The following is a 19,249-nucleotide window of genomic DNA, read 5'->3' on the forward strand; positions in this document are numbered from 1 at the left end:
GGGGCGCTGGCACTGCGTACTCATGGTCCGTCCCCCTGTTCGCCCCGCCGCCGCAGCGGCCCTTCAACCTTGCACGTACCTGTACTCATCGCCGGTCCTCCGGTCCCGAGGTCCGGCGCTGGGACAGCAGTTCGGCAGCCGCCTCCTGGTAGCGCAGCACCGCCTGCGCGGCGACCCGCAGATCGCACGGTGCGCTCCACAGCATCCGGCGCGCCGCGTCGTACCGCTCGATCAGCAGCGGGTCCTCGGCCAGACCGTGCCGGGCGACCTTCGCCTTGTACGCGTCGAGCCTGCCGCGCAGCTCCGCCCGTACGGCCAGCGGGGCCGTGACCGCGGTCAACGACTCGCGGGCCCGCAGCAACTCCTCCTCGGCCTCCCGCTCCAGCGTCTCCAGCAGCGGGGAGAGCCGGTGCCACTGGGCATGCCTGCGGTACTCCGAAGCGGCGGCCAGCCGCTCCTGGAGCGCGGTCGCCGGGCCGCTGACCGCGGGCACCTCGGAGGCGGCGATCTTCGCCAGCACCTCGCCGCGCGCCGACCGGGCCTCGGTCAGGGTGCGGTCCGCGCGGGAGAGGACATCACGCAGGTGCACCAGACGCTGCTCGGCGTCCTGCCGGACCGTGAGCACTGCCTCGATCTCGCGGCGTACGTCGTCCAGGGCGCGGGCCGCCCGGTCGTAGCGCGTCGTGTCGGGGCGTCCGCCGCCGGGCGCCGAACTGCCGGGACCCGACAGCCAGAACGCCAGCGGATCGGAGATCACCTGCACCCGCAGCGCGGTCAGTTCATGGGTGATCGCCTCCAGGTCGTCGCCCGCCGGGTGCTCACCCGGCCGAACGCCGACGGAGTGCGCCAGCGAGCGGGTGCGGTGCAGCTCGGCGGCGAGGAGATCTATCCGGGCGGGCAGCGCGGACCACACGGAGTCGGAGGCGACGACCATGTCCAGTGACCGGGCGTACAGGTCGTTCATCCGGGCGACCAGCTCCTCCAGCGTGAACCGCTCGGAGAGCTTGGCCGGGCCCGTGATCGACGGATCGGGGCGGCCTGCCTCGTGCGCCACGGTCACGCCCTGGCCGCGCAGCAGCTCGGTGAGGGCCACCAGATCGTCCCGGTTGGGGTGGCGCCGACGGGCCCGCACCGCGCGGGCCTCCGCCAGCACCCCCGCGTAGGCGTCGAAATACCCCCACAGCAGCGTGATCGACTGCTCGGTGATGGCCCAGCGTTCCTTGGTGACACCGGTCAGATCGGCGCCCTCCAGGAGCCGACGGCCCGCATGGTCCTGCAGAGCGAGGAGCGAGGTCTCGATCGCCTCGTGCTCCGCGCCCAGCCGGGCCAGCGCACGGTCCGCCTCGTCCCGGTCCATGACCGGGCCGGGGGGCCTCCCCGCGTAGCCGGGGAAGGGGCCCGCGACGCCCATCGATCACCTCTCCGCTCTTCCTGTCGGGGCGGGCCCGGCAGGATCAGTGCCACTGCCTCGCCGGCCCGGTCCGCGCCGTCGCGCACACCTGGCCGGTCCGGCGCTAGTTGCTCCGGTACTTGGGTGCCGGCGGCGCCGATATGCCCGGCAGACCGGCCTCCAGCCACTCCCGGTACGACACCATCCAGGGGCTGTTCGCACCACCCCTGCGGTAGTCGACCAGCACCTGGTTGACCCGGGCCACCAGATCGTTCGCACCGAGCTTCGTCGCCACGCCGTAGTACTCGGTGGTGAACGGCTTGTCGCCCTTGAGCTCGACGGCCGGGTCCTGGGCGGCCTGGCCGGCCGCCAGCGCGTTGTCCGTGACCACGGCGTCGACCTCGCCCAGCTGCAGCCGCACCAGGCAGTCCAGCTGGTTGGGGACGGTGAGCCGGTCCTCGTCCGCCGCGGTGCCGTCGTGCTCGTCCTTGAAGACCGAGCCGAACGACTGCTTCTCCAGCGCCTCGTACGCGGTGGACCCCTCGGCGGTGCAGACCCGCTTGCCGTCCAGGGACTTGTCGAACCCGGTGATCGTCGAGTCCTTCGGCGCGAGGACCTGCTGCCCGGCCTGGAAGTAGGCCGTGGAGAACGCGACCTGGTCCAGCCGGCTGCAGTTGATCGTCATCGTCCGCACGACGACATCGACCTTGTCGTTCTCCAGGGCGGCGATCCGCTGGTTGGTGGGTATGGCCCTGAAGATCACCGCGTCGGGATCGCCCAGGATGTCCTTGGCGATGGCCCGCACCAGATCGATGTCGAAGCCTTCGAGCTTGCCTGCCTCCGGATTTTTGAGCTTGCCCGTGTCCGGATCTTCGACCTTGTCCGTCTCCGGATTGCGGTATCCCCAGCGGAAGCTGTTCTGGTCGACGCCCGCGATCAGCTTTCCGCGCGCCTTGATCTTCGCGATGCTCGGGCCGTCGGCGCTCGACGGCGGCAGGCTCGCCTCCGGGTCCGTGCAGTCGTCGGCCCGGACCTGCACCGCCTGCGCCGTACCCGGCCCCGAAGCGTCCTTGCCGAAGGTGCCGGCGCCGCCGTGGGAGAGCGGCAGCAGGGTGAGCGAGGCCGTCACCGCGCAGGCCACGGCCATGCCCGTCACTCCGCCCCAGCCGCGCAGCCTGCCGCGGGTGGACCCAGGGCCCGTGCGCTTCCTGGACATCGCTCCCCCTCTCACCGGTACTCCGAGAGCCTGCGGTTGACCCCGACGATCGCGGCGAGGGCACCCAGCGCGGCGAGCGCGGCGGCCCCGATCGGCAGCCCGCCCAGCGCCCCGCGCCCGTTCTTCGCGGCCCGGGTGAACTCGCTCTGCTCATGGGCGAGCGCCTGCTCCAGCGCCTCGTCCACCCGGTTGAAGGACTCACCCGTCGAGTTCTTCGGCCCGATGATCTGTTTCAGCGCGCCCTGGTAGTCGCCGTTGTCGTCGGTCGTGCGGGCGGTCCGGTGGCGGCTCTGCCACTCGGAGACACCGTTGATGGCGTTCGTCACCGGCCCGCTCCCCTGGGAGTCGTCGGCGAGCTTCCTGGCTTTCCCCAGCTCTTCACCGAGGGCCTTCATGCCCGTGTTGTAGTCGGTCTCGTACTTGTCGTTCTTGCCGTCCGGGGTGAGTACCGCGCCGCGGGCGACCAGAGTGAGGTTCTCATTGGCGCGCGCCTTCAGCGAGTCGATCCGCGCATGGTTGAGAACATCGAGGGACTGCTGCCCGTGCACATCGGCGTCCAGCAGCTCGGACCGCGCCACCGTGTGCCCCACGGCCAGCCACAGCAGCACCACGGTGGACGCGGCGGTCGCGACGAGCAGCCCGTGGTCGAAGACCCGGTTCGTCCTGCGGTAGTTGCGCCGCTGCGCCCAGAGCAGAGCGGCCAGTGCCACGACACCGAGCACGAGCGAGAGGACCGGCCAGGCCCTGGCCGATTCGTTGTCCCGGTCGAGTCGGCCGGTCTCCGCCGTGTACAGCCGTTCGGCGGCCGGCAGCAGCACGTCGGTCATCTTCTGGTTCGCGTACCGGAGATAGGCACCGCCCAGCGGCAGGCCCTGCCGGTTGTTGGCACGAGCCCGCTCGATCAGCCCCGTGTACCGGGGGAGCTCCTCGTTGAGCGTGGTGATCTCGTGCCCGGACGCCGTCGCCGCGTCCGTGGTGGCCGCGGCCTTCACCAGCAGCCGGGACGCCTCCTTGATGTCCTTGTCGTACCGGTCGTGGACATCGCGCGGCTCCTGCGCCCCGGCCAGGAAGCCGCTCGCCGCAGCGGTGTCGGCATCGGCCAGCGAACGGTAGATGTTGGCCGCGTCGGCACTCAGCGGCTGGCTGCGGCTCACCACATCGTCGGCGGCGGCCGCCCGGTCGGCGATCTCGAACGCCGTCACGGCTCCGAACGCGACGACGAGCAGCGCCAGTACGGCCCCGATGATCTGGAGCCTGCCCGGCTCGGTCGTCGCCGCGGCCCGCAGCCGTCCGGCCGTCGCGGGCCGGACACCGCGCTGCGGCGGAGCGGGTACGGTCGCGGGCACGGGCGGCTGCGCCCGTGCGTGTTCCGGCGCCGTGCGTACATTCGGCGGGTATGTCACTTGACCTCCCCCTCGGTCACTGACGGTGGCCCGGCCCCCGGCCGATCGGGGACTGGTACCCGGCCAGAAGTATGGCCGCAGGGACCGACATCCACACCAGGAACGCCTGGATCCTGCACCGGTCCACGGATGGCAGTCACACGCATTCGATCAAGGCCTGAGCCACCGATCAAGCCGATCGGTGGACCAATCCCCGAACCGGACCGATCTCCCCACGCAGGAACACGTCCGGGACAACTGAACGGTTCCCGTACGCAAGGGGCGACCTGTGTCAGAAACGCCGCGGGTCGCCCCTTGTGTTCAGCGAACCGTCTCAGCTGTACTGCGCACGCAGCCTCTCGTGCACCCCGGCAGTCGCCCCCACGTGATCCAGGCCGAGCAGTGCGGCCCCCAGCACCGGCGGCTCCGTCACGACCCGGACCACCGCCTTCGGGGCACGTACCGCGAGGAGTTCGGCGATCCTGTCGTCCAACTGCGGGTGACGGGCCGCCAGCACGCCGCCGCCCAGCACCACCGGCGCCTCCTCGTCCAGCAGACCGAGCCGGGTCAGCGCGACCGATGCCATCGCGACGACCTCCTGCGCCAGCCGGTCCACCAGCGCACCCGCCACCGGGTCCCCGGCCGCCGCGGTCGCGAAGAGCACCGGAGTCAGTTCGTGCCTGCGCTCGAACTCGACCCGGCCCAGATGCAGCGCCTCGATCAGCGCGTACATCGAGTCGAGCCCGAAGTGCCCGGGCAGTGCACGGGCCAGCTCGGTCGGCTCACCGCGGCCGTCCTCCGCCCGCGAGGCGAACCACATCGCCTCCTCGGCCAGCCCCGAACCGCCGCCCCAGTCACCGGATATCCGGCCTATGGCGGGGAAGCGCGCGCTCCGCCCGTCCGGCACCATGCCGACACAGTTGATCCCCGCACCGCAGACGACGGCCACACCCCGTGGCTCGTCCACCCCCGCACGCAGAATCGCGAAGGTGTCGTTGCGCACCTCGACCGTGGGCGCCCAGCCACGGGCACGCAGCGCCGCCGCCAACTGCTCCTCCTCCACCGGGAGGTCGGCGTTGGCGAGACAGGCCGACACATGCGCGACGGGGCCGACCGGTCCGCCGGACAGCTCCAGCGCCCGGTCGACGGCCGCACCGAGAACGTCCACGGCCGCCTCGATCCCCACGACCGGCGGCTGGAAGCCACCGCCGCGGGCCGCCGACAGCACTGTTCCGTCCGCACCGATCAGTGCCACATCGGTCTTGCTGTTCCCCGCGTCGATCGCGAGGACCGAAGCGTTCATGCCCACGCCAGGTGCTCCCGGTTGTGCGCGATCAGCTTGTCGGTGAGCGCCTCGGCGTACTCGAACTGGCCGATCAACGGGTGTGCGAGCAGAGCCTTGAACACTGCGTCTCTCCCACCCGCCCGCCCGGTGGCCCGTCCGCCGCGCAGCGCGGCCTCCAGGGCGAGGTCCTCGTACGCCGTCACGTTGGCGATCAGACCGGCGTACAGCGGGTCCAGCTCCGGTACGGCGAGCGGGGCGGCACCCGTACCGTCGACTGCGGCCTGCACCTCGATCACCGCGTCGTCCGGCAGGAACGGCAGCGTCCCCTTGTTGTACGTGTTGACCACCTGCACCGGGGAGCCGCCCGAGCCGAGCAGCGAGGACGCCAGGTCCACGGCCGCCTCCGAGTAGAACGCGCCGCCGCGCTTGGCGAGCAGCGCGGGCTTCTCGTCCAGCGCCGGGTCGCCGTACATGGCGAGGAGTTCCTTCTCCATCGCGGCGACCTCGGCCGCCCGGGACGGCTTGGTGCCGAGCTCCCGTACGACCGCGTCGTGCGCGTAGAAGTACCGCAGATAGTACGAGGGGACCACGCCGAGCCGGTCGACGATCGCCCGCGGCATGCGCAGATCGTCCGCGATAGCGTCGCCGTGCTCGGCGAGCAGCTTCGGCAGGACGTTCTCGCCGCCCGGACCACCGAGACGGACCCCGAACTCCCAGGTCAGGTGGTTGAGCCCGACATGGTCGAGGTGCACCTCACCGGGGGTGACATCGAGGAGCCCGGCGAACTTCCGCTGGAGGCCGATCGCCACATTGCACAGTCCGACGGCCTTGTGCCCGGCCTGGAGCAGCGCCCGGGTGACGATGCCGACCGGGTTGGTGAAGTCGATGATCCAGGCGTTCGGATTGGTACGGCGGACCCGCTCGGCGATGTCCAGGACGACCGGGACCGTGCGCAGTGCCTTGGCGAGGCCGCCGGCCCCGGTGGTCTCCTGGCCGACGCAGCCGCACTCCAGCGGCCAGGTCTCGTCCCGGTTGCGGGCGGCCTGGCCGCCGACGCGCAGCTGGAGCAGGACCGCGTCGGCGTCGGCGACACCCGCGTCGAGGTCCGACGTGGTGATGATCCTCCCCGGGTGGCCCTGCTTGGCGAAGATCCGCCGGGCGAGGCCGCCGACGAGTTCCAGGCGCTCGGCCGCCGGGTCGACGAGCACGAGCTCCTCGATGGGCAGCGTGTCCCGCAGCCGGGCGAAACCGTCGATCAGTTCAGGTGTGTAGGTGGACCCGCCACCAACTACTGCGAGTTTCATGGTCAGCCCTTTACTCCGGTCAGTGTGACGCCCTCGACAAAAGCCTTTTGAGCGAAGAAGAAGACAAGGATCACAGGGGCCATGACCAGTACGGTCGCGGCCATGGTCAGGTTCCAGTCGGTGTGGTGTGCGCCCTTGAAGGATTCCAGGCCGTAACTGAGCGTCCAGGCAGCCGGGTTCTCGGAGGCGTAGATCTGCGGGCCGAAGTAGTCGTTCCAGGCGTAGAAGAACTGGAAGAGGGCGACGGCGGCGATGCCCGGCCTGGCCATCGGCACGACGACTCTCATCAGCGTGCGGAACTCACCGCAGCCGTCGACCTTCGCCGCGTCGAGGTACTCGTTCGGGATGGTCAGCAGGAACTGCCGCAGCAGGAAGATGGAGAACGCGTCACCGAAGGCCATCGGGATGATCAGTGGCCAGAGTGTGCCGGACATGTCCAACTGCTTCGCCCAGAACAGATACATCGGGATGACGACGACCTGCGGCGGCAGCATCATCATCGAGATGACGAGCATCAGCGACAGATGCCGCCCGCGGAAGCGGAACTTGGCGAGCGCGTACGCCACGGGCAGCGACGACACGACCGTGAGGACGGTGCCGAGTCCCGCGTACAGCAGAGTGTTCTTCCACCAGGTAAGAAAGCCCGGGGTGTCGAACACCTTCTTGTAGTTGCTCCACTCGAAGGGGTGCGGCCACAGATCGCGGGTCAGCGCCTGCTGGTCGCTCATCAGCGAGGTGAGCAGCAGGAAGACGAACGGCAGCACGAAGAAGAGCGCGGCGGCGACACCGAGCGAGTGCACGGCGATCCAGTTCAGCAGCGCCTTGCGGCGTGCCGTGCGCTCGGCCGAGGTGACCGGGCCGGCCGCGGCGTCGGCCGTCTTGAGGGCGTCGAGGGCCTGCGCCACGTCACTCACCTGCCTGGATCAGCCCGCTGCGGCGCCGCATCAGCAGTGCGGTGAACGCCATGGCGAGTGCGAAGAGAACGAGCGCGACCACACAGGCGGAGCCGTAGTCGAAACGCTGGAAGCCGAGGTTGTAGACGAGCTGCGGAAGCGTCAGTGTCGACTTGTCGGGATAGCCCGGTTCGAACTGCTGCCCGGAGCCGCCCATCACACCCGAGGCGACCTTCCCCGCCACGAGTGGCTGGGTGTAGTACTGCATCGTCTGGATGATCCCGGTGACCACGGCGAACATCACGATCGGCGAGATGTTCGGCAGGGTGACGAAGCGGAACCGCTGGAACGCGGACGCCCCGTCCAGCTCCGCCGCCTCGTACTGCTCCTTCGGTACGTCGAGCAGCGCGGCCATGAAGATCACCATCAGGTCGCCCACGCCCCACACCGCGAGCGCGGTCAGCGCCGGCTTGGACCAGGTGGCATCGGTGAACCAGCCCGGCGTGGGCAGCCCCAGATCGCCGAGGACCGAATTGACCGGCCCCGTACCCGGGTTGAGCAGAAAGACGAAGCCGAGGGTCGCCGCGACCGGCGGGGCCAGGTACGGCAGGTAGAACAGGGTCCGGAAAACTCCGGCACCCGTCTTGATCTTGGTGATCAGCAGTCCGACACCGAGGCCGAACACCACTCGGCAGCTCACCATGACCACGACCAGCCAGAGCGTGTTGCGCAGGGCGGGCCAGAACAGCGGGTACTCATTGAAGACGTACGACCAGTTCTTCAGCCCGCTGAACTCCGGGGCCGCGAAACCGTCGTAGTCGGTGAAGGAGAAATAGAGCGTGGAGATCAGCGGGTAGGCGAAGAAGACGCAGAACCCGATCAGCCACGGCGACATGAAGGCCGCCGTTCGAAGGGCCGACCGGCGGCGCTTCGAACGGAGTGTGTACGTGCTCGTGCTCATCGCGGTTCTACTTCGCCTGCGCGATCGCCGCGTCGATTTCCTCGGCGGTCTTCTTCAGGCCCGCCTCGATGTCCGTCTGCTTGCCCTTCTCGATGTCGAAACCGAGGTTCTGCAGGGACACCAGATACGCGCCGCCGTTCACCGAGGGCGGAGTGGTGGTGCTGTTCGGGTCCGCGGCGATGTCCAGGAACGTCTTGAACCGCGGGTCATACTTCAACTTCGGCGACTTCAGCGCATCCAGTGTGGACGGCACGTTGTGAATGGCATTGGCGAAGTCGACCACCGCGTCGGTGTCGGTCGTCATGAACTTCACCAGCTCCCACGCCGCGTTCTGCTTCTGCGAGGTGGCGGCGATACCGGCGATGGTGCCGGTCAGATAGCCCTTGCCGTAGGTGTCGGCCTCGTCGTCGGCGACGGGCATCGGCGCCACCCCGATCTCGAACTTCGGCTTGGTCTCCTCGGCCATCCCGAGCCGCCACTCGCCGTCCAGCTGCATGGCCACCTGGCCGGTGTGGAACGGGTGCTCGGCGCCCCACTCGTCACCGAACGACGTACGGTACTTCTCCAGTTTCTCGTAGCCGCCCAGGTCGTCGACCAGCTTCTTCTGGGTGGTGAGCATGGAGGCGAACGCCGGGTCCTCGGCGATGTTCGACTTGCCCTCCGCATCGAAGTACTTCGGGTCCCAGCCACCGAGGTAGTGCTCGGTCGTCGACTCGTATCCGTGGTAGTTCGGCATGAAACCGAGCTGCTCGTACGAGTCGCCCTCGGGCTTCGTCAGCTTCTTGGCGTCCGCGGCCAATTCCGACCAGGTCCGCGGCGGCCCGGTGATACCGGCGGCCTTGAACGCGTCCTTGTTGTAATAGAGGCCGTAGGCGTCACCGAGCAGCGGCACGGTGCAGCGCACCCCGTCGAACTGCGTGTACTCGTTCATCGCCTTGGGGAAGGTCTTGTGCGCGTCGATCCCGTCCTTCTTCAGGAAGGGGTTCAGATCGACGAGCGCCCTCGATGAACAGAACTTGCCGACATTGTTCGTGGTGAACGACGAGACGACGTCCGGGGTCTTCGAACCGCCCGTCCGCAGCGCCTGGTTGATCTTGTCGTCGGTCATATTGCCGACGACGTTCACATGGATATTGGGGTGCGATTTCTCGAAGGCGTCGACCGTGGCCTGAATCGCCTTGACCTCGTTCGGGGCGCTCCAGCCGTGCCAGAAGTTGATGGTCGTCTCCTTGGACGCGTCATCAGTGGCACCGGAGTTGCTCTGGCCCGTACAGGCAGAGGCGAACAGCGATATCGCGGCGGCCGCGGCAAGCGTGGCGGCCGTCTTCCGGTGGTTTCCGGACATGGCGGTGACTCCCGATGGAGGATTGGTGCGGAGAGGGGCGATGCACGAAGCAAGGGCAGGGCAAAAAGGGTTCAGCGCGACGTGTCGAAGACTTCGTCACGGGTGGTGGCGAGTGCGCTCTCCAGCGCGCCGCGCAGTACGGGACGGTGCGTCACGTCACCGGCGATCAGCCGCGGCCGGGAGGCCGCCAGCTCGACGAGCTCGGACTCCACGCGGACGCGCAGCGGTTCCCCGCCGGCCCCGAACAACTCGCCGGACAGCACGACGAGTTCCGGGTCCAGCACGGCGACCATGGAGGCGAGACCGGTCGCGAGTCCGGTGGCGAACAGATCGAGGAGCCGGGGGTACGGGCCGTCCTCGCCGGCCTCCGTGGCTTCGGCGGCCCGGGCGACCAGACGGGCCGCGGCCTCGTGATGGGTGCCCGAGCCGCGGATCGGCGCGTCGTCGATGCCGAGTTCCCGGGCCAGCCGGGACAGCGCCTGCGCGCCGGCCAACTCCTGGAACCCGCCCGAGTTCGCCTTGGTGACCTGGCGGACCAGCGGGGCGCCCGGCACCGGCAGGAAGCCGACCTCACCGGCACCACCGGTGAAGCCGCGGTGCAGCCGTCCATTGATGACGAGGGCGGCGCCGAGCCCCTCCTCGTTCCACAGCAGGACGAAGTCGTCGTGCCCGCGCGCCGCGCCGAGCCGTTGTTCGGCCACCGCGACGAGGTTCACGTCGTTCTCGTACTCGACCGGCATCGGTAAAAACGCGGCCAGCTCGTCCAGCAGGGTGGGGGAGTGCCAGCCGGGCAGGTGCGAGGCGTACCGCAACCGCCCGGTACCGGGGTCGAAGGCGCCCGGGGTGCCGATGACTACACGGTGCACATCGGAGCGGGTGAGCCCGGCGTCCTTGACCGCCCCGTCCAGCGCATCCGCCACCTGCCGCACCACACAGTCGGCGCGTCGCCCCGGAGTGCGCAGCTCGAACTCCCCGACCGTCTCACCGGTCACATCGGCAACGGCGGCGACGATCCGGTGGGCGTTCACATCCAGCCCCGCGACATGAGCGGCCCGTGCGTTCACCGCGTACAGCTGGGCATTGGGCCCCGGCCGCCCCGCCACGGTCCCGGTGGCGACGACCAGCTCGGCCGCCTCCAGCCGCGCGAGCAGCTGCGACGCCGTGGGCTTGGAGAGCCCCGTCAGCTTCCCGATCCTGGTCCGGGAGAGCGGCCCGTGCTCCAGCAGCAGTTCGAGGGCGGCCCGGTCGTTCATGGCCCGCAGGACGCGGGGGGTACCCGGTGTGGTTCCGGCCATGAGCACTGCACCTGCCCTCTGTTAGGAAAGTTTCCTATTCGGTGAGAGGAAGGTATGCGCACGTCACCGGGCCGTCAATGGGCGACACCCCGGTGGCTGCCAAAGCGTTACCCGGGGTGCTTTCGGAACGCGGGGGTCCTCGGTGCCGCCTTCCCGATCAGGCTATTGACGAACCGAGTTGAGGGCACGTCGACGCGCTCACGAGTGAGGGGCGCACCGCAGGCTCTGCGGGGCGCCCCCTCACTCGTACGGTGGAGAGTCACTTCGAGGTGTTCGGCGGCGGCGTGATCGGTGTCGTGGCCAGGGACTGCGGCGAGGTCGTCGACGCGTAGGCCGAGGGGGCGGCCATGGCGGCCGTCGGGTCGGCCGCTGCGGGCTCGTCCGCCTGGACCGGGACGCCGCCGACCATGCGGATGCCCGCCTCGTCGAAGGCCCGCTTGATCCGCCAGCGCAGCTCGCGCTCCACGCCCAGCGCCTTGCCCGGCATCGTCTTCGCGGTCACCCGGACCGTCATCGAGTCCAGGAGCACCTCGTCCAGGCCCAGGATCTCCACGGGACCCCACAGCCGTTCGCTCCACGGGTCTTCCTTGGCCATCGCCACTGTGGCCTCGGTGATCACCGTGCGGACCTTGTCCAGGTCCTCCGTGGGACGCACCGGCACATCGACACCGGCCGTCGACCAGCCCTGGCTGAGATTGCCGATCCGCTTCACCTCGCCGTTGCGGACGTACCAGATCTCACCGTTGTCGCCGCGCAGCTTGGTGACCCGCAGACCGACCTCGATGACCTCGCCGGAGGCGACGCCCGCGTCGATGGTGTCGCCCACGCCGTACTGGTCCTCCAGGATCATGAAGACACCGGAGAGGAAGTCGGTGACCAGGTTGCGCGCACCGAAACCGAGTGCCACACCGGCCACACCGGCGGAGGCCAGCAGCGGGGCCACATCGATCTGCAACGCGCCCAGGATCATCAGGGCGGCCGTGCCGAGGATCAGGAACGACGCGACCGAGCGGAGTACGGAACCGATCGCCTCGGAACGCTGACGGCGGCGTTCCGTATTGACCAGCAGCCCGCCGAGCGCGGTGCCCTCGACGGCCTGGGCACTGCGGTTCATCCGGTCGATGAGCTTGGTGATAGCACGGCGGACCGCGACGCGCAACACGATCGCGATCGCCGCGATGAGCACGATGCGCAGACCGATGCTCAGCCAGATGGACCAGTTCTCCTCCACCCAGCCCGCGGCGTTGCCGGCCTGCTCGGCGGCCTCGTCCAGCGAGCCACCGGTCCCGGGCGACGGAGCTGCGGCCAACAGGGCGGACAGGGACACGGTGGAACCTCCAGGTGGGCGATGGCAGACCAACCACACTAACGGGGTATCGGGAGTGTTCCCCCGCCGTGATGGAGGGGAGAGACGCGTCTCACGAGGGACGCACAGGTGGCGTGTGGCCGATCGCACATCGGGCAGCGGCCACCGCGGCAGGCGTCCCGAAGGGCCTGTTCCGGCGTGCGGCGACGGTGTGAGAGGCGGGGAGCGGAGAAAAATCCTCCCGGCCCGTTACCTGCACGTGGTGGCGCTTCGACCAGGCGTGAGGAGAAACTGAGATCGGATCGTCCCGGCGCGAGCCACGCGCCGCCGGCGTACAAGGAGGCATCCACCGTGCCGCATGTCCTGGTTCTCAACGCGTCGTACGAGCCGCTCGGCGTCGTACCGCTCCGCCGCGCGCTCGTCCTCGTGCTCGAAAACAAGGCCATCTGTCTTGAGGAGTCCGGCGCCTTCATGCGCAGTGCCACCCGGGCCGTCCCGGCCCCCAGTGTCGTCCGCCTGAAGCGGTTCGTACGGGTTCCCTACCGGGGGCCCGTACCGCTGACCCGCAAGGCGCTGTTCGCCCGGGACGGGGGCCGCTGCATGTACTGCGGTGCCGCCGCAACCAGCGTCGACCATGTCATTCCGCGCAGCCGCGGTGGACAGCACGCCTGGGACAACGTGGTGGCGGCCTGCCGCCGCTGCAACCACGTCAAGGCGGACCGACACCTGCCGGAGCTCGGCTGGCGGCTGCACCAGCAGCCCGCCCCGCCGACGGGCCTCGCCTGGCGCATCATCGGGACGGGACACCGCGACCCGCGCTGGTTGCCGTACTTGCAACCGTTCGGCGCGGACGACGCGATGGCCCGGATCGACGGCATTTCGGCCTGACGATCCGGGCTTTCGCACGTCCGGGGGGCGCGGTTTTGTGCAGCGCCGTCGCTCGTTATGCGAACCGAAGCTCCGCGGGGTGCACCGCACGCCGCAGCAGCGGCAGCGACACCGCCGCGGCCAGCAGACAGGCGGCGTACACCGCCACGGGCACGAGCAGCGGAAGCGCCGACGGAACGTATCCGGGGGCCACGAGAGCGGCGTATCCGAGGTGCAGCGCCATGCCCCCGATGCCCGCGAGCAGCACCGACGGGGCCAGCGGCAGTGCGGTCTCCAGCAGCAGGGCCCGGGCCAGCACGGCACGGGGTACGCCGGTCGCGACCTGCGCGGCGAGCCCCCGACGGCGGCTGGCGACGGACTCCGCGGTGCCCACCGCGACCGCGAAGAGGCCGATGGCCAGGGCCACCAGGACGGCGGCTCCGGCGAGATTGATCCCCGTGGTGTAGAAGGCGAGGCTCTCGCCCAAGGAGCCGGCCTGCTCGTGCAGCACGTCCAGCAGCACGTCCCGCACTCCCACGAAGCCCACCCCGATCGTGGTCACCAGCAGGAGCGCGGCATGGGTGCGCGCAGCCACCCAGGGGTCGTCCCCGAGCCGGCCTGCGGCGATCAGTACCGCCGGGCTCTTGGCGCGGGCGGTCAGCCGCCGGCCCATGAATGCGGCCGTCGCCCCAGCCAGCCACACCGCGCCGGCCCCGGTGAGGATCACCACGGCGAACACCAGCAGCGGGACGGACGCCGCGCCGGGACGGCTGCCCCGCAGCCCGGCGAGGCAGACCGGTATGGCGATCAGTGCCACGGCCACCAGCAGTGCAACCGGCCTCCCGCGGTCCCGGTCCGGCCGCACCCGGCGTACCTGGCCGAGCGGGGAGGCGATCACCCTGCGCAACGCGACCACGCTCACCAGCGCGGCCAGCACCGGAACGGCGAGAACGACAGCCACGAAGGCCAACCACGCCCCGGGCGGCGGCATGTGGTCGTACCCGGAGAGGCACGCGGCGAAGACGACGGCGCTACCGGCCGATCCCGCCAGACACGTGAACGCGGATTCCAGCGCGCAGATGCGCCGTACCTGCGCGGGGGACGCCCCGGCGAGCCGCAGTCCGGCCATCCGCCGGTCGCGGTGGACGGCGCCGATACGGGCGCACTGGCCCAGGAAGCCGAGCACCGGGACGAGCAGGAGCAGCAGCGTGACCACCACGCCCCTGCGCTGGCCCGGCTGATTCAACAGGCCGTGCGCGAACGGGATCGACACCTGCCCGGAGACGGCGGCGACGGTGACCGCCGCAAGGGCGAACCCCGTGGCGAGCAGGGCGCCCAGCGCGGTCAGGGAGATCCGCCACCACTCGCGGCGGTCCGAGCCGCGCGTCAGGATCCATGCGATGCGGAGGTCAGCCTTCACGGCGGGCGGCCTCCCCGGTGGTTCCCCGGGCGGTCAGCTGCACGGCGTCGGCGTCGGCGTCGGCGTGGAGCGCCCCGTCCCGCAGCCACACCTCGCGGTCCGCGTACGCCGCGATCTGAGCGTCATGGGTGATCAGCAGCACCGCGGTGCCGGCCGCGCGAGCGGCGTGCACCAGAGCGGTCATCACCTGTTCCCCGGCGAGCGAGTCGAGCGCGCCGGTCGGCTCGTCCGCGAAGACGACCTTCGGCCCGGTCACCAACGCCCGTGCCAGTGCGACGCGCTGACCGTGACCGCCGCTCAGCTCGCCGGGCCTCAGTTCGGCCTGACCGCGCACCCCGAAGCGCTCCAGCCACTCACCCGCCCGGGTCAGCGCAGCCGCGCGGGAGGTTCCGGCCAGCAACAGCGGCAGTGCCACGTTGTCGACGGCGGTGAGCTCGGGGATCAGCTGCCCGAACTGGAACACCACCCCGAAGTCGGTGCGCCGCAGCTCGCCGAGGCGCGCCTCGGACAGCAGGTCGAGCCGCTCCTGTCCGTACGACACCGAACCCTCGTCAGGTCGGACGATCCCCGCCAGGCAGTGCAGCAGTGTGGACTTCCCGCTGCCACTGGCACCAGTGACGGCGAGTATCTCCCCCGCGTGGAGATCGACCGACGCACCGCGCAGCGCCTCCGTCTTCCCGTACGTCTTCCGCAGCCCGGTGGCCGTGAGCAGGGGCGTCGTTGCGCCGGGTTGCTGCTCGGTTCGCGTACTCATGATGCGTTGACCTCCGCGGTCAGAGAAGTGAGCCGTCCCGCGGTGGTGGTCATCCACCGCACGTCGGCATCCAGGTGGGCGATGGCGTAGTCGGCGGAGAGCACTGTGCCGAGGCCGGTGCCCGGTGTGGTTTTGAGCGTGGTCAGTTCGCGCAGCCGCGCCATGTGGGCGGTGCGCTGGGCCTGGAGATAGTCGGCCGCGTCGGCGGTGCGGTCGGTGTCGCCGGCTGCTGTGGCGACGAGGATCGCGACCACGACCTTGGCGAAGATCTCGTTCGTCACGAAGGGGGCCGGCGGGGCGATCTCGGCCGCCCACCTGGCCAGTTCGCGCGCTCCCTCGTCCGTGGAGCGGTAGAGGGTGCGCTCGGGTCCTCCGTCGGAATCGGTGCCTTCCACGGCAGCCAGTCCGTCGCGAACCAGTCGTTGCAGGGTCGTGTAGACCTGGCCGTAGGCCAACGGGCGAGCCTGCGGGAAGCGTTCGTCGTACCGCCGCTTGAGGTCGTAGCCGTGGCTGGACCCCCCGGCGAGCAGTCCCAGAAGGACATGGCGGATGCTCATCCGGCGACTCTATACGCAGTACATGTACTGAGTGAATAGTTGACGACAGTTAATCGGCGCGGTTCAACTCTCCTTGAAGCAAAGGGTGATGTGTCAGCGGCGGGGGCGGCGAGGGGCCGCCGCCCGGCCCGCGGGACGGCCGGTGCGCGGCTACTGCGCGACGGCGTACGCCTCCACCGACCAGAGCGAGTAGCCGAACTCGGTACCCCGGGCATCGCCCTGAATCCTGATGAAGCGGGTGTCCTTCGCGTCCATCCGGACCGAATCACGCCCGCCCTGCCCGTCCCGTACGGTCGCCGCCGTGCGCCAGCTGCGGCCGTCCGCGGAGACCTGGATGCGGTAGCGGGAGGCGTACGCGTCCTGCCAGTGCAGCACCACCCGGCCGACCCGGGCCGACTGCGGCAGTTCCGCCTGCCACCAGGCGCCGTCCTCGACCGGCGAGGACCAGCGGGTCTCCGGATCGCCGTCGGAGGCGGCCGCCGCCGGGAAGTCCGGGGTCTCGTCGCCGGACGAGGAGACGGCGGCGGTACGCACCAGGTCGGCGCCCGCGGTGCGCGGGTACGCCCGGACGGTCAGTGTGCTGCGCTCTTCACCGAAGCCGATCGGCACCTCGTACTCGCCGGCCGGGGTGCCCGCCGGGACGGTGATCTCGACGGGGACATCGGTACGGGAACCGCGCGGCACCCTTGTCTGCTTCGGGACGCTCACCTCGATGCCCTCGGGGGCCTGCGCGGTGAGCGCGCCCCGCACCTCGGCGGGGCGCCGGGCGGCCAGCCGCGCCTCGACCCGCTGCGGCCCGCCGCCGATCTCGGCGTCCGTCTCGCCGCGTACGAGATCGAGCCGGGCGGCGGGCTCGTCGCCGAACCACGGCACGAGCGCACGCACCTGCGGAGCCCGGCCCTGCGCACTCCCGGAGGCACCGAGTACGAAGTTGCTTCCCATCCGGCTGCCCGGGACGATCGGCGGCATCGTGCCCGTGATGACCGGCGGCGTCGACGGACCGCCCGTGGGCCAGCTGATCCGGATCGCGTCCATCCGCAGCCCCCTGGCCGGCTTCTGGGTCCAGCCGCTCGCCGACATCGGGCCGAGGCCGCGCCAGCCCTCGCCGGGCACATGGGCCTCCAGCGTCGCACCGTCCACCGTGCCGCTGCCGGGTACGGTCATCGCCGTCACGGTCTCCACCGGGCGGGACCGGTCCAGCCGGACCGTATAGCTGCCCGGAGCCTCGGTCACCGTACCGGCGTCGCGGTCCGCGCCCGTCCAGGCGTCCGCCTCCCGGCGCACCCGGTCCAGGAACGGGCCGAGGACGCCCTTGCCGACCGTCGCACCGCTCGCCTTCGCGTCCTTGCGCAACGGCTCCAGCGCCAGCGAAGCCCGCCACGCGGCAGCACCGTCACCGCGCGACTGGGCCTGGAGCAGATCGACGGCCAGCTCGCCCGCCCGGCCGTACCGGGACAGCTGTTCCGTCCATGGCCGCACTTCGCCGTCGAGGCGCCCGCCGGCCAGGCCCTTCAGCCGCTGTGGGGTCTCCCGCATCACGGTGAACGCCTCCCGCAGCCTGCGCGCCGCATCCGCCTGCGCGGTGGCGTCGGTCGTCGTACGGGACTTCCAGAACGCGGCCAGCAGCGGCTGCAGATACGCCGACTCGGCACCGCCCAGCACGGACGTCGCGCTGTTCCCCGCCAGTGCGCGCAGCGCGTCCCCGGTGCGGGCGTCGCCGCCCGCCAGATCGTCGATCGCCGCCTGCCAGGACTCCTGCGGCCGGTAACCCTTCGGGTTCCAGGCGAAGTCGGCGGCGGTGAACAGCGGGATGCGGGACGCGGACGGCTGCTCCATCGCATTGGCGAGCAGCGCCGCGGAACCCATGGCCACCGCCGGGTCCCGGCCGGTGTACGGACCGAGGAAGATGCGGTCCTGCGCGTAGTCGTTGACCGGGTAGTTGTCCATCGTGACCAGCGGATGCCGGAACGTGGCCCGCGCACCGGCCAGTTCCCCGCCGGTGATGGTCCTCGGTACGACCCCGACACCGGTCCAGGCGATCTGGACCCGGTCGTCCAGCTCCTTGGCGAGCGCCCTGCGGTAGTCGGTCGACCCGTCCTGGTAGAACTCCGTCGGCATCACCGACAGCGGCTCCGCACCCGGATACCGGTCCGTAAGATGCTGCGCCACCTCGTTCGCCACCCGCGCCTGCGCCCTGGCCGCCGCCTCGGGGCCGCTGCCGAAGGTGTCGGCGTCGCTGTCGCAGTGCCACTCGCTGTAGCTGACGTCCTGGAACTGGAGCTGGAAGACCCGCACCCCCAGTGCCCACATCGCGTCGAGCTTCTTCGTCAGCGCCTTCACATCATTGTCCGACGACATGCACATGGCCTGGCCGGGGGCGACGGCCCAGCCGAGCGTCACATGCTCGGCACGGGCCCGCTCGGCCAGCGCCCGGATGTCGGCGCGCCGGTCGGCGGGGTACGGGTCGCGCCAACGGGCCTGCCGGTACGGGTCGTCGCCCGCCGCGTACAGATACCTGTTCTGCTTCGTACGCCCCATGAAGCCGATCTGTGCCAGCCGCTCCGCACGGGTCCACGGCTGCCCGTAGAAGCCCTCGGTCATCCCGCGTACGGCGGTGCCCGGCCAGTCCCTGACGGTGACCCCGGCGACGCTGCCGTCCCGGATCAGCTGACGCAGTGTCTGCACACCGTGGAATAGGCCGTCCCCGCCCACGCCGTCCACGGCGACGGTGTCCCGGCCCGCGACCCGGCCGACCGCGATCCGGTAGCCACCGGACGGCAGATCGCCGCGGTCGGGGGCGTGCAGCGTGCGCAGGGCGTCCTGGGCGCCGTCGCCGCCGAGCCGGATCACGGGGCCTCGGCCCGGCAACGTCCTGTGGACGGTCCGCACGCCCGCGTCCCGCAGGAGCTGTTCGAGCGCGTCGACGGCGTACGGATCCGCGTGCGCACCGGTCGCGAGGGTGACCTCGGCGGAGAGCGGGACGGACGGCCCGGACGTCTTGATGGACTGGGGTCGCGGCCACACGGCGGGCAGCGTGCCGTCGTCCGTGCGGTCGGGGGTGGTGACGGTGGAAGAGCCGGGCGGCGTAGGGGCCGCGACGGCGGCCGGGGCCCCCGCGGAGAGCAGCCCGCCGAGCACGGCGACCGCGACGGCCGTTGCATGCTTTCTGCGCCTGAGCCGCATCGCTCTTCTCCCTCGCTGCCACTGGTGGGCTCCGAGCCCACCACCCGCGCGCGAGGGTGTCAATGCGGGTGGTTGTTGTGCCGCAAATGCC

15 protein-coding genes are annotated in these 19,249 nt (G+C 70.6%); 1 reads left to right on the plus strand and 14 read right to left on the minus strand.

The window, feature by feature from the left end; genetic code table 11:
• Nucleotides 1-85: 85 nt before the first annotated feature.
• The 10 genes from ACZ3IC_RS16615 to ACZ3IC_RS16660 form a co-directional block, all read right to left on the minus strand.
• Nucleotides 86-1,411, minus strand: coding sequence for a hypothetical protein (locus tag ACZ3IC_RS16615; RefSeq protein ID WP_467416819.1), 1,326 nt, complete (start codon nt 1,409-1,411; stop codon nt 86-88).
• 103 nt (nt 1,412-1,514) lie between these two features.
• On the minus strand, nt 1,515-2,606 hold the full coding sequence (locus ACZ3IC_RS16620) for a glutamate ABC transporter substrate-binding protein (RefSeq protein ID WP_467416822.1): 1,092 nt from the start codon (nt 2,604-2,606) through the stop codon (nt 1,515-1,517).
• A gap of 11 nt (nt 2,607-2,617) precedes the next feature.
• A complete protein-coding gene (locus tag ACZ3IC_RS16625) occupies nt 2,618-4,009 on the minus strand; it encodes a hypothetical protein (protein ID WP_467416823.1) in 1,392 nt (463 codons plus the stop codon).
• Nucleotides 4,010-4,322: 313 nt separating this feature from the next.
• Nucleotides 4,323-5,297, minus strand: a complete 975-nt coding sequence (locus tag ACZ3IC_RS16630; RefSeq protein WP_467416826.1) for an N-acetylglucosamine kinase — start codon at nt 5,295-5,297, stop codon at nt 4,323-4,325.
• Nucleotides 5,288-6,577, minus strand: a complete 1,290-nt coding sequence (locus ACZ3IC_RS16635) for a 6-phospho-beta-glucosidase (protein WP_467416829.1) — start codon at nt 6,575-6,577, stop codon at nt 5,288-5,290. Before ACZ3IC_RS16635 ends, ACZ3IC_RS16630 begins: the two co-directional genes overlap by 10 nt.
• Before the next feature lie 2 nt (nt 6,578-6,579).
• Nucleotides 6,580-7,482: a carbohydrate ABC transporter permease gene (locus ACZ3IC_RS16640; RefSeq protein ID WP_467416831.1), complete on the minus strand. Its 903-nt coding sequence runs from the start codon at nt 7,480-7,482 to the stop codon at nt 6,580-6,582.
• A 1-nt stretch (nt 7,483) separates the two neighbouring features.
• Entirely contained in the window at nt 7,484-8,365 is an 882-nt protein-coding gene (locus ACZ3IC_RS16645; RefSeq protein ID WP_467417193.1) for a carbohydrate ABC transporter permease, read from the minus strand.
• A 73-nt stretch (nt 8,366-8,438) separates the two neighbouring features.
• Nucleotides 8,439-9,776 carry an ABC transporter substrate-binding protein gene (locus ACZ3IC_RS16650; protein WP_467416834.1) on the minus strand — a complete coding sequence of 446 codons (1,338 nt, stop codon included), beginning with the start codon at nt 9,774-9,776 and terminating at the stop codon, nt 8,439-8,441.
• 71 nt (nt 9,777-9,847) lie between these two features.
• Nucleotides 9,848-11,071 carry an ROK family transcriptional regulator gene (locus ACZ3IC_RS16655; protein WP_467416836.1) on the minus strand — a complete coding sequence of 408 codons (1,224 nt, stop codon included), beginning with the start codon at nt 11,069-11,071 and terminating at the stop codon, nt 9,848-9,850.
• 259 nt (nt 11,072-11,330) lie between these two features.
• Complete coding sequence (locus ACZ3IC_RS16660; RefSeq protein ID WP_467416839.1) at nt 11,331-12,398, minus strand: mechanosensitive ion channel family protein; 1,068 nt, start codon at nt 12,396-12,398, stop codon at nt 11,331-11,333.
• Between the two features lie 330 nt (nt 12,399-12,728).
• Between ACZ3IC_RS16660 and ACZ3IC_RS16665 the strand changes: the two genes are divergently transcribed.
• Complete coding sequence (locus ACZ3IC_RS16665; RefSeq protein ID WP_467416842.1) at nt 12,729-13,265, plus strand: HNH endonuclease; 537 nt, start codon at nt 12,729-12,731, stop codon at nt 13,263-13,265.
• A 55-nt stretch (nt 13,266-13,320) separates the two neighbouring features.
• Here ACZ3IC_RS16665 and ACZ3IC_RS16670 read toward each other — a convergent pair whose 3' ends face one another.
• The 4 genes from ACZ3IC_RS16670 to ACZ3IC_RS16685 all read right to left on the minus strand — a co-directional run bounded on the left by ACZ3IC_RS16670 (nt 13,321) and on the right by ACZ3IC_RS16685 (nt 19,158).
• Nucleotides 13,321-14,664 (minus strand): ABC transporter permease, encoded by a 1,344-nt coding sequence (locus ACZ3IC_RS16670; protein WP_467416844.1) that lies wholly within the window; start codon nt 14,662-14,664, stop codon nt 13,321-13,323.
• Nucleotides 14,654-15,418: an ABC transporter ATP-binding protein gene (locus ACZ3IC_RS16675; protein WP_467416845.1), complete on the minus strand. Its 765-nt coding sequence runs from the start codon at nt 15,416-15,418 to the stop codon at nt 14,654-14,656. The genes ACZ3IC_RS16670 and ACZ3IC_RS16675 overlap by 11 nt, the downstream gene beginning before the upstream one ends.
• Nucleotides 15,415-15,975: a PadR family transcriptional regulator gene (locus ACZ3IC_RS16680; protein ID WP_467416846.1), complete on the minus strand. Its 561-nt coding sequence runs from the start codon at nt 15,973-15,975 to the stop codon at nt 15,415-15,417. The genes ACZ3IC_RS16675 and ACZ3IC_RS16680 overlap by 4 nt, the downstream gene beginning before the upstream one ends.
• Before the next feature lie 150 nt (nt 15,976-16,125).
• The gene (locus ACZ3IC_RS16685; protein WP_467416849.1) at nt 16,126-19,158 is read right to left on the minus strand and encodes a beta-N-acetylglucosaminidase domain-containing protein; all 3,033 of its coding nucleotides are present in this window, start codon (nt 19,156-19,158) and stop codon (nt 16,126-16,128) included.
• Nucleotides 19,159-19,249: the final 91 nt, after the last annotated feature.

This window comes from Streptomyces sp. NPDC002958 (assembly GCF_055563255.1).

What these genes read in the sequence shown, in the direction of transcription:
- ACZ3IC_RS16615 (WP_467416819.1), bottom strand. Translation starts at nt 1,411, where the DNA reads ATGGGCGTCGCGGGCCCCTTCCCCGGCTACGCGGGGAGGCCCCCCGGC.
- ACZ3IC_RS16620 (WP_467416822.1), bottom strand. Translation starts at nt 2,606, where the DNA reads ATGTCCAGGAAGCGCACGGGCCCTGGGTCCACCCGCGGCAGGCTGCGC.
- ACZ3IC_RS16635 (WP_467416829.1), bottom strand. Translation starts at nt 6,577, where the DNA reads ATGAAACTCGCAGTAGTTGGTGGCGGGTCCACCTACACACCTGAACTG.
- ACZ3IC_RS16645 (WP_467417193.1), bottom strand. Translation starts at nt 8,365, where the DNA reads ATGTCGCCGTGGCTGATCGGGTTCTGCGTCTTCTTCGCCTACCCGCTG.
- ACZ3IC_RS16650 (WP_467416834.1), bottom strand. Translation starts at nt 9,776, where the DNA reads ATGTCCGGAAACCACCGGAAGACGGCCGCCACGCTTGCCGCGGCCGCC.
- ACZ3IC_RS16655 (WP_467416836.1), bottom strand. Translation starts at nt 11,071, where the DNA reads ATGGCCGGAACCACACCGGGTACCCCCCGCGTCCTGCGGGCCATGAAC.
- ACZ3IC_RS16675 (WP_467416845.1), bottom strand. Translation starts at nt 15,418, where the DNA reads ATGAGTACGCGAACCGAGCAGCAACCCGGCGCAACGACGCCCCTGCTC.
- ACZ3IC_RS16680 (WP_467416846.1), bottom strand. Translation starts at nt 15,975, where the DNA reads ATGAGCATCCGCCATGTCCTTCTGGGACTGCTCGCCGGGGGGTCCAGC.
- ACZ3IC_RS16685 (WP_467416849.1), bottom strand. Translation starts at nt 19,158, where the DNA reads ATGCGGCTCAGGCGCAGAAAGCATGCAACGGCCGTCGCGGTCGCCGTG.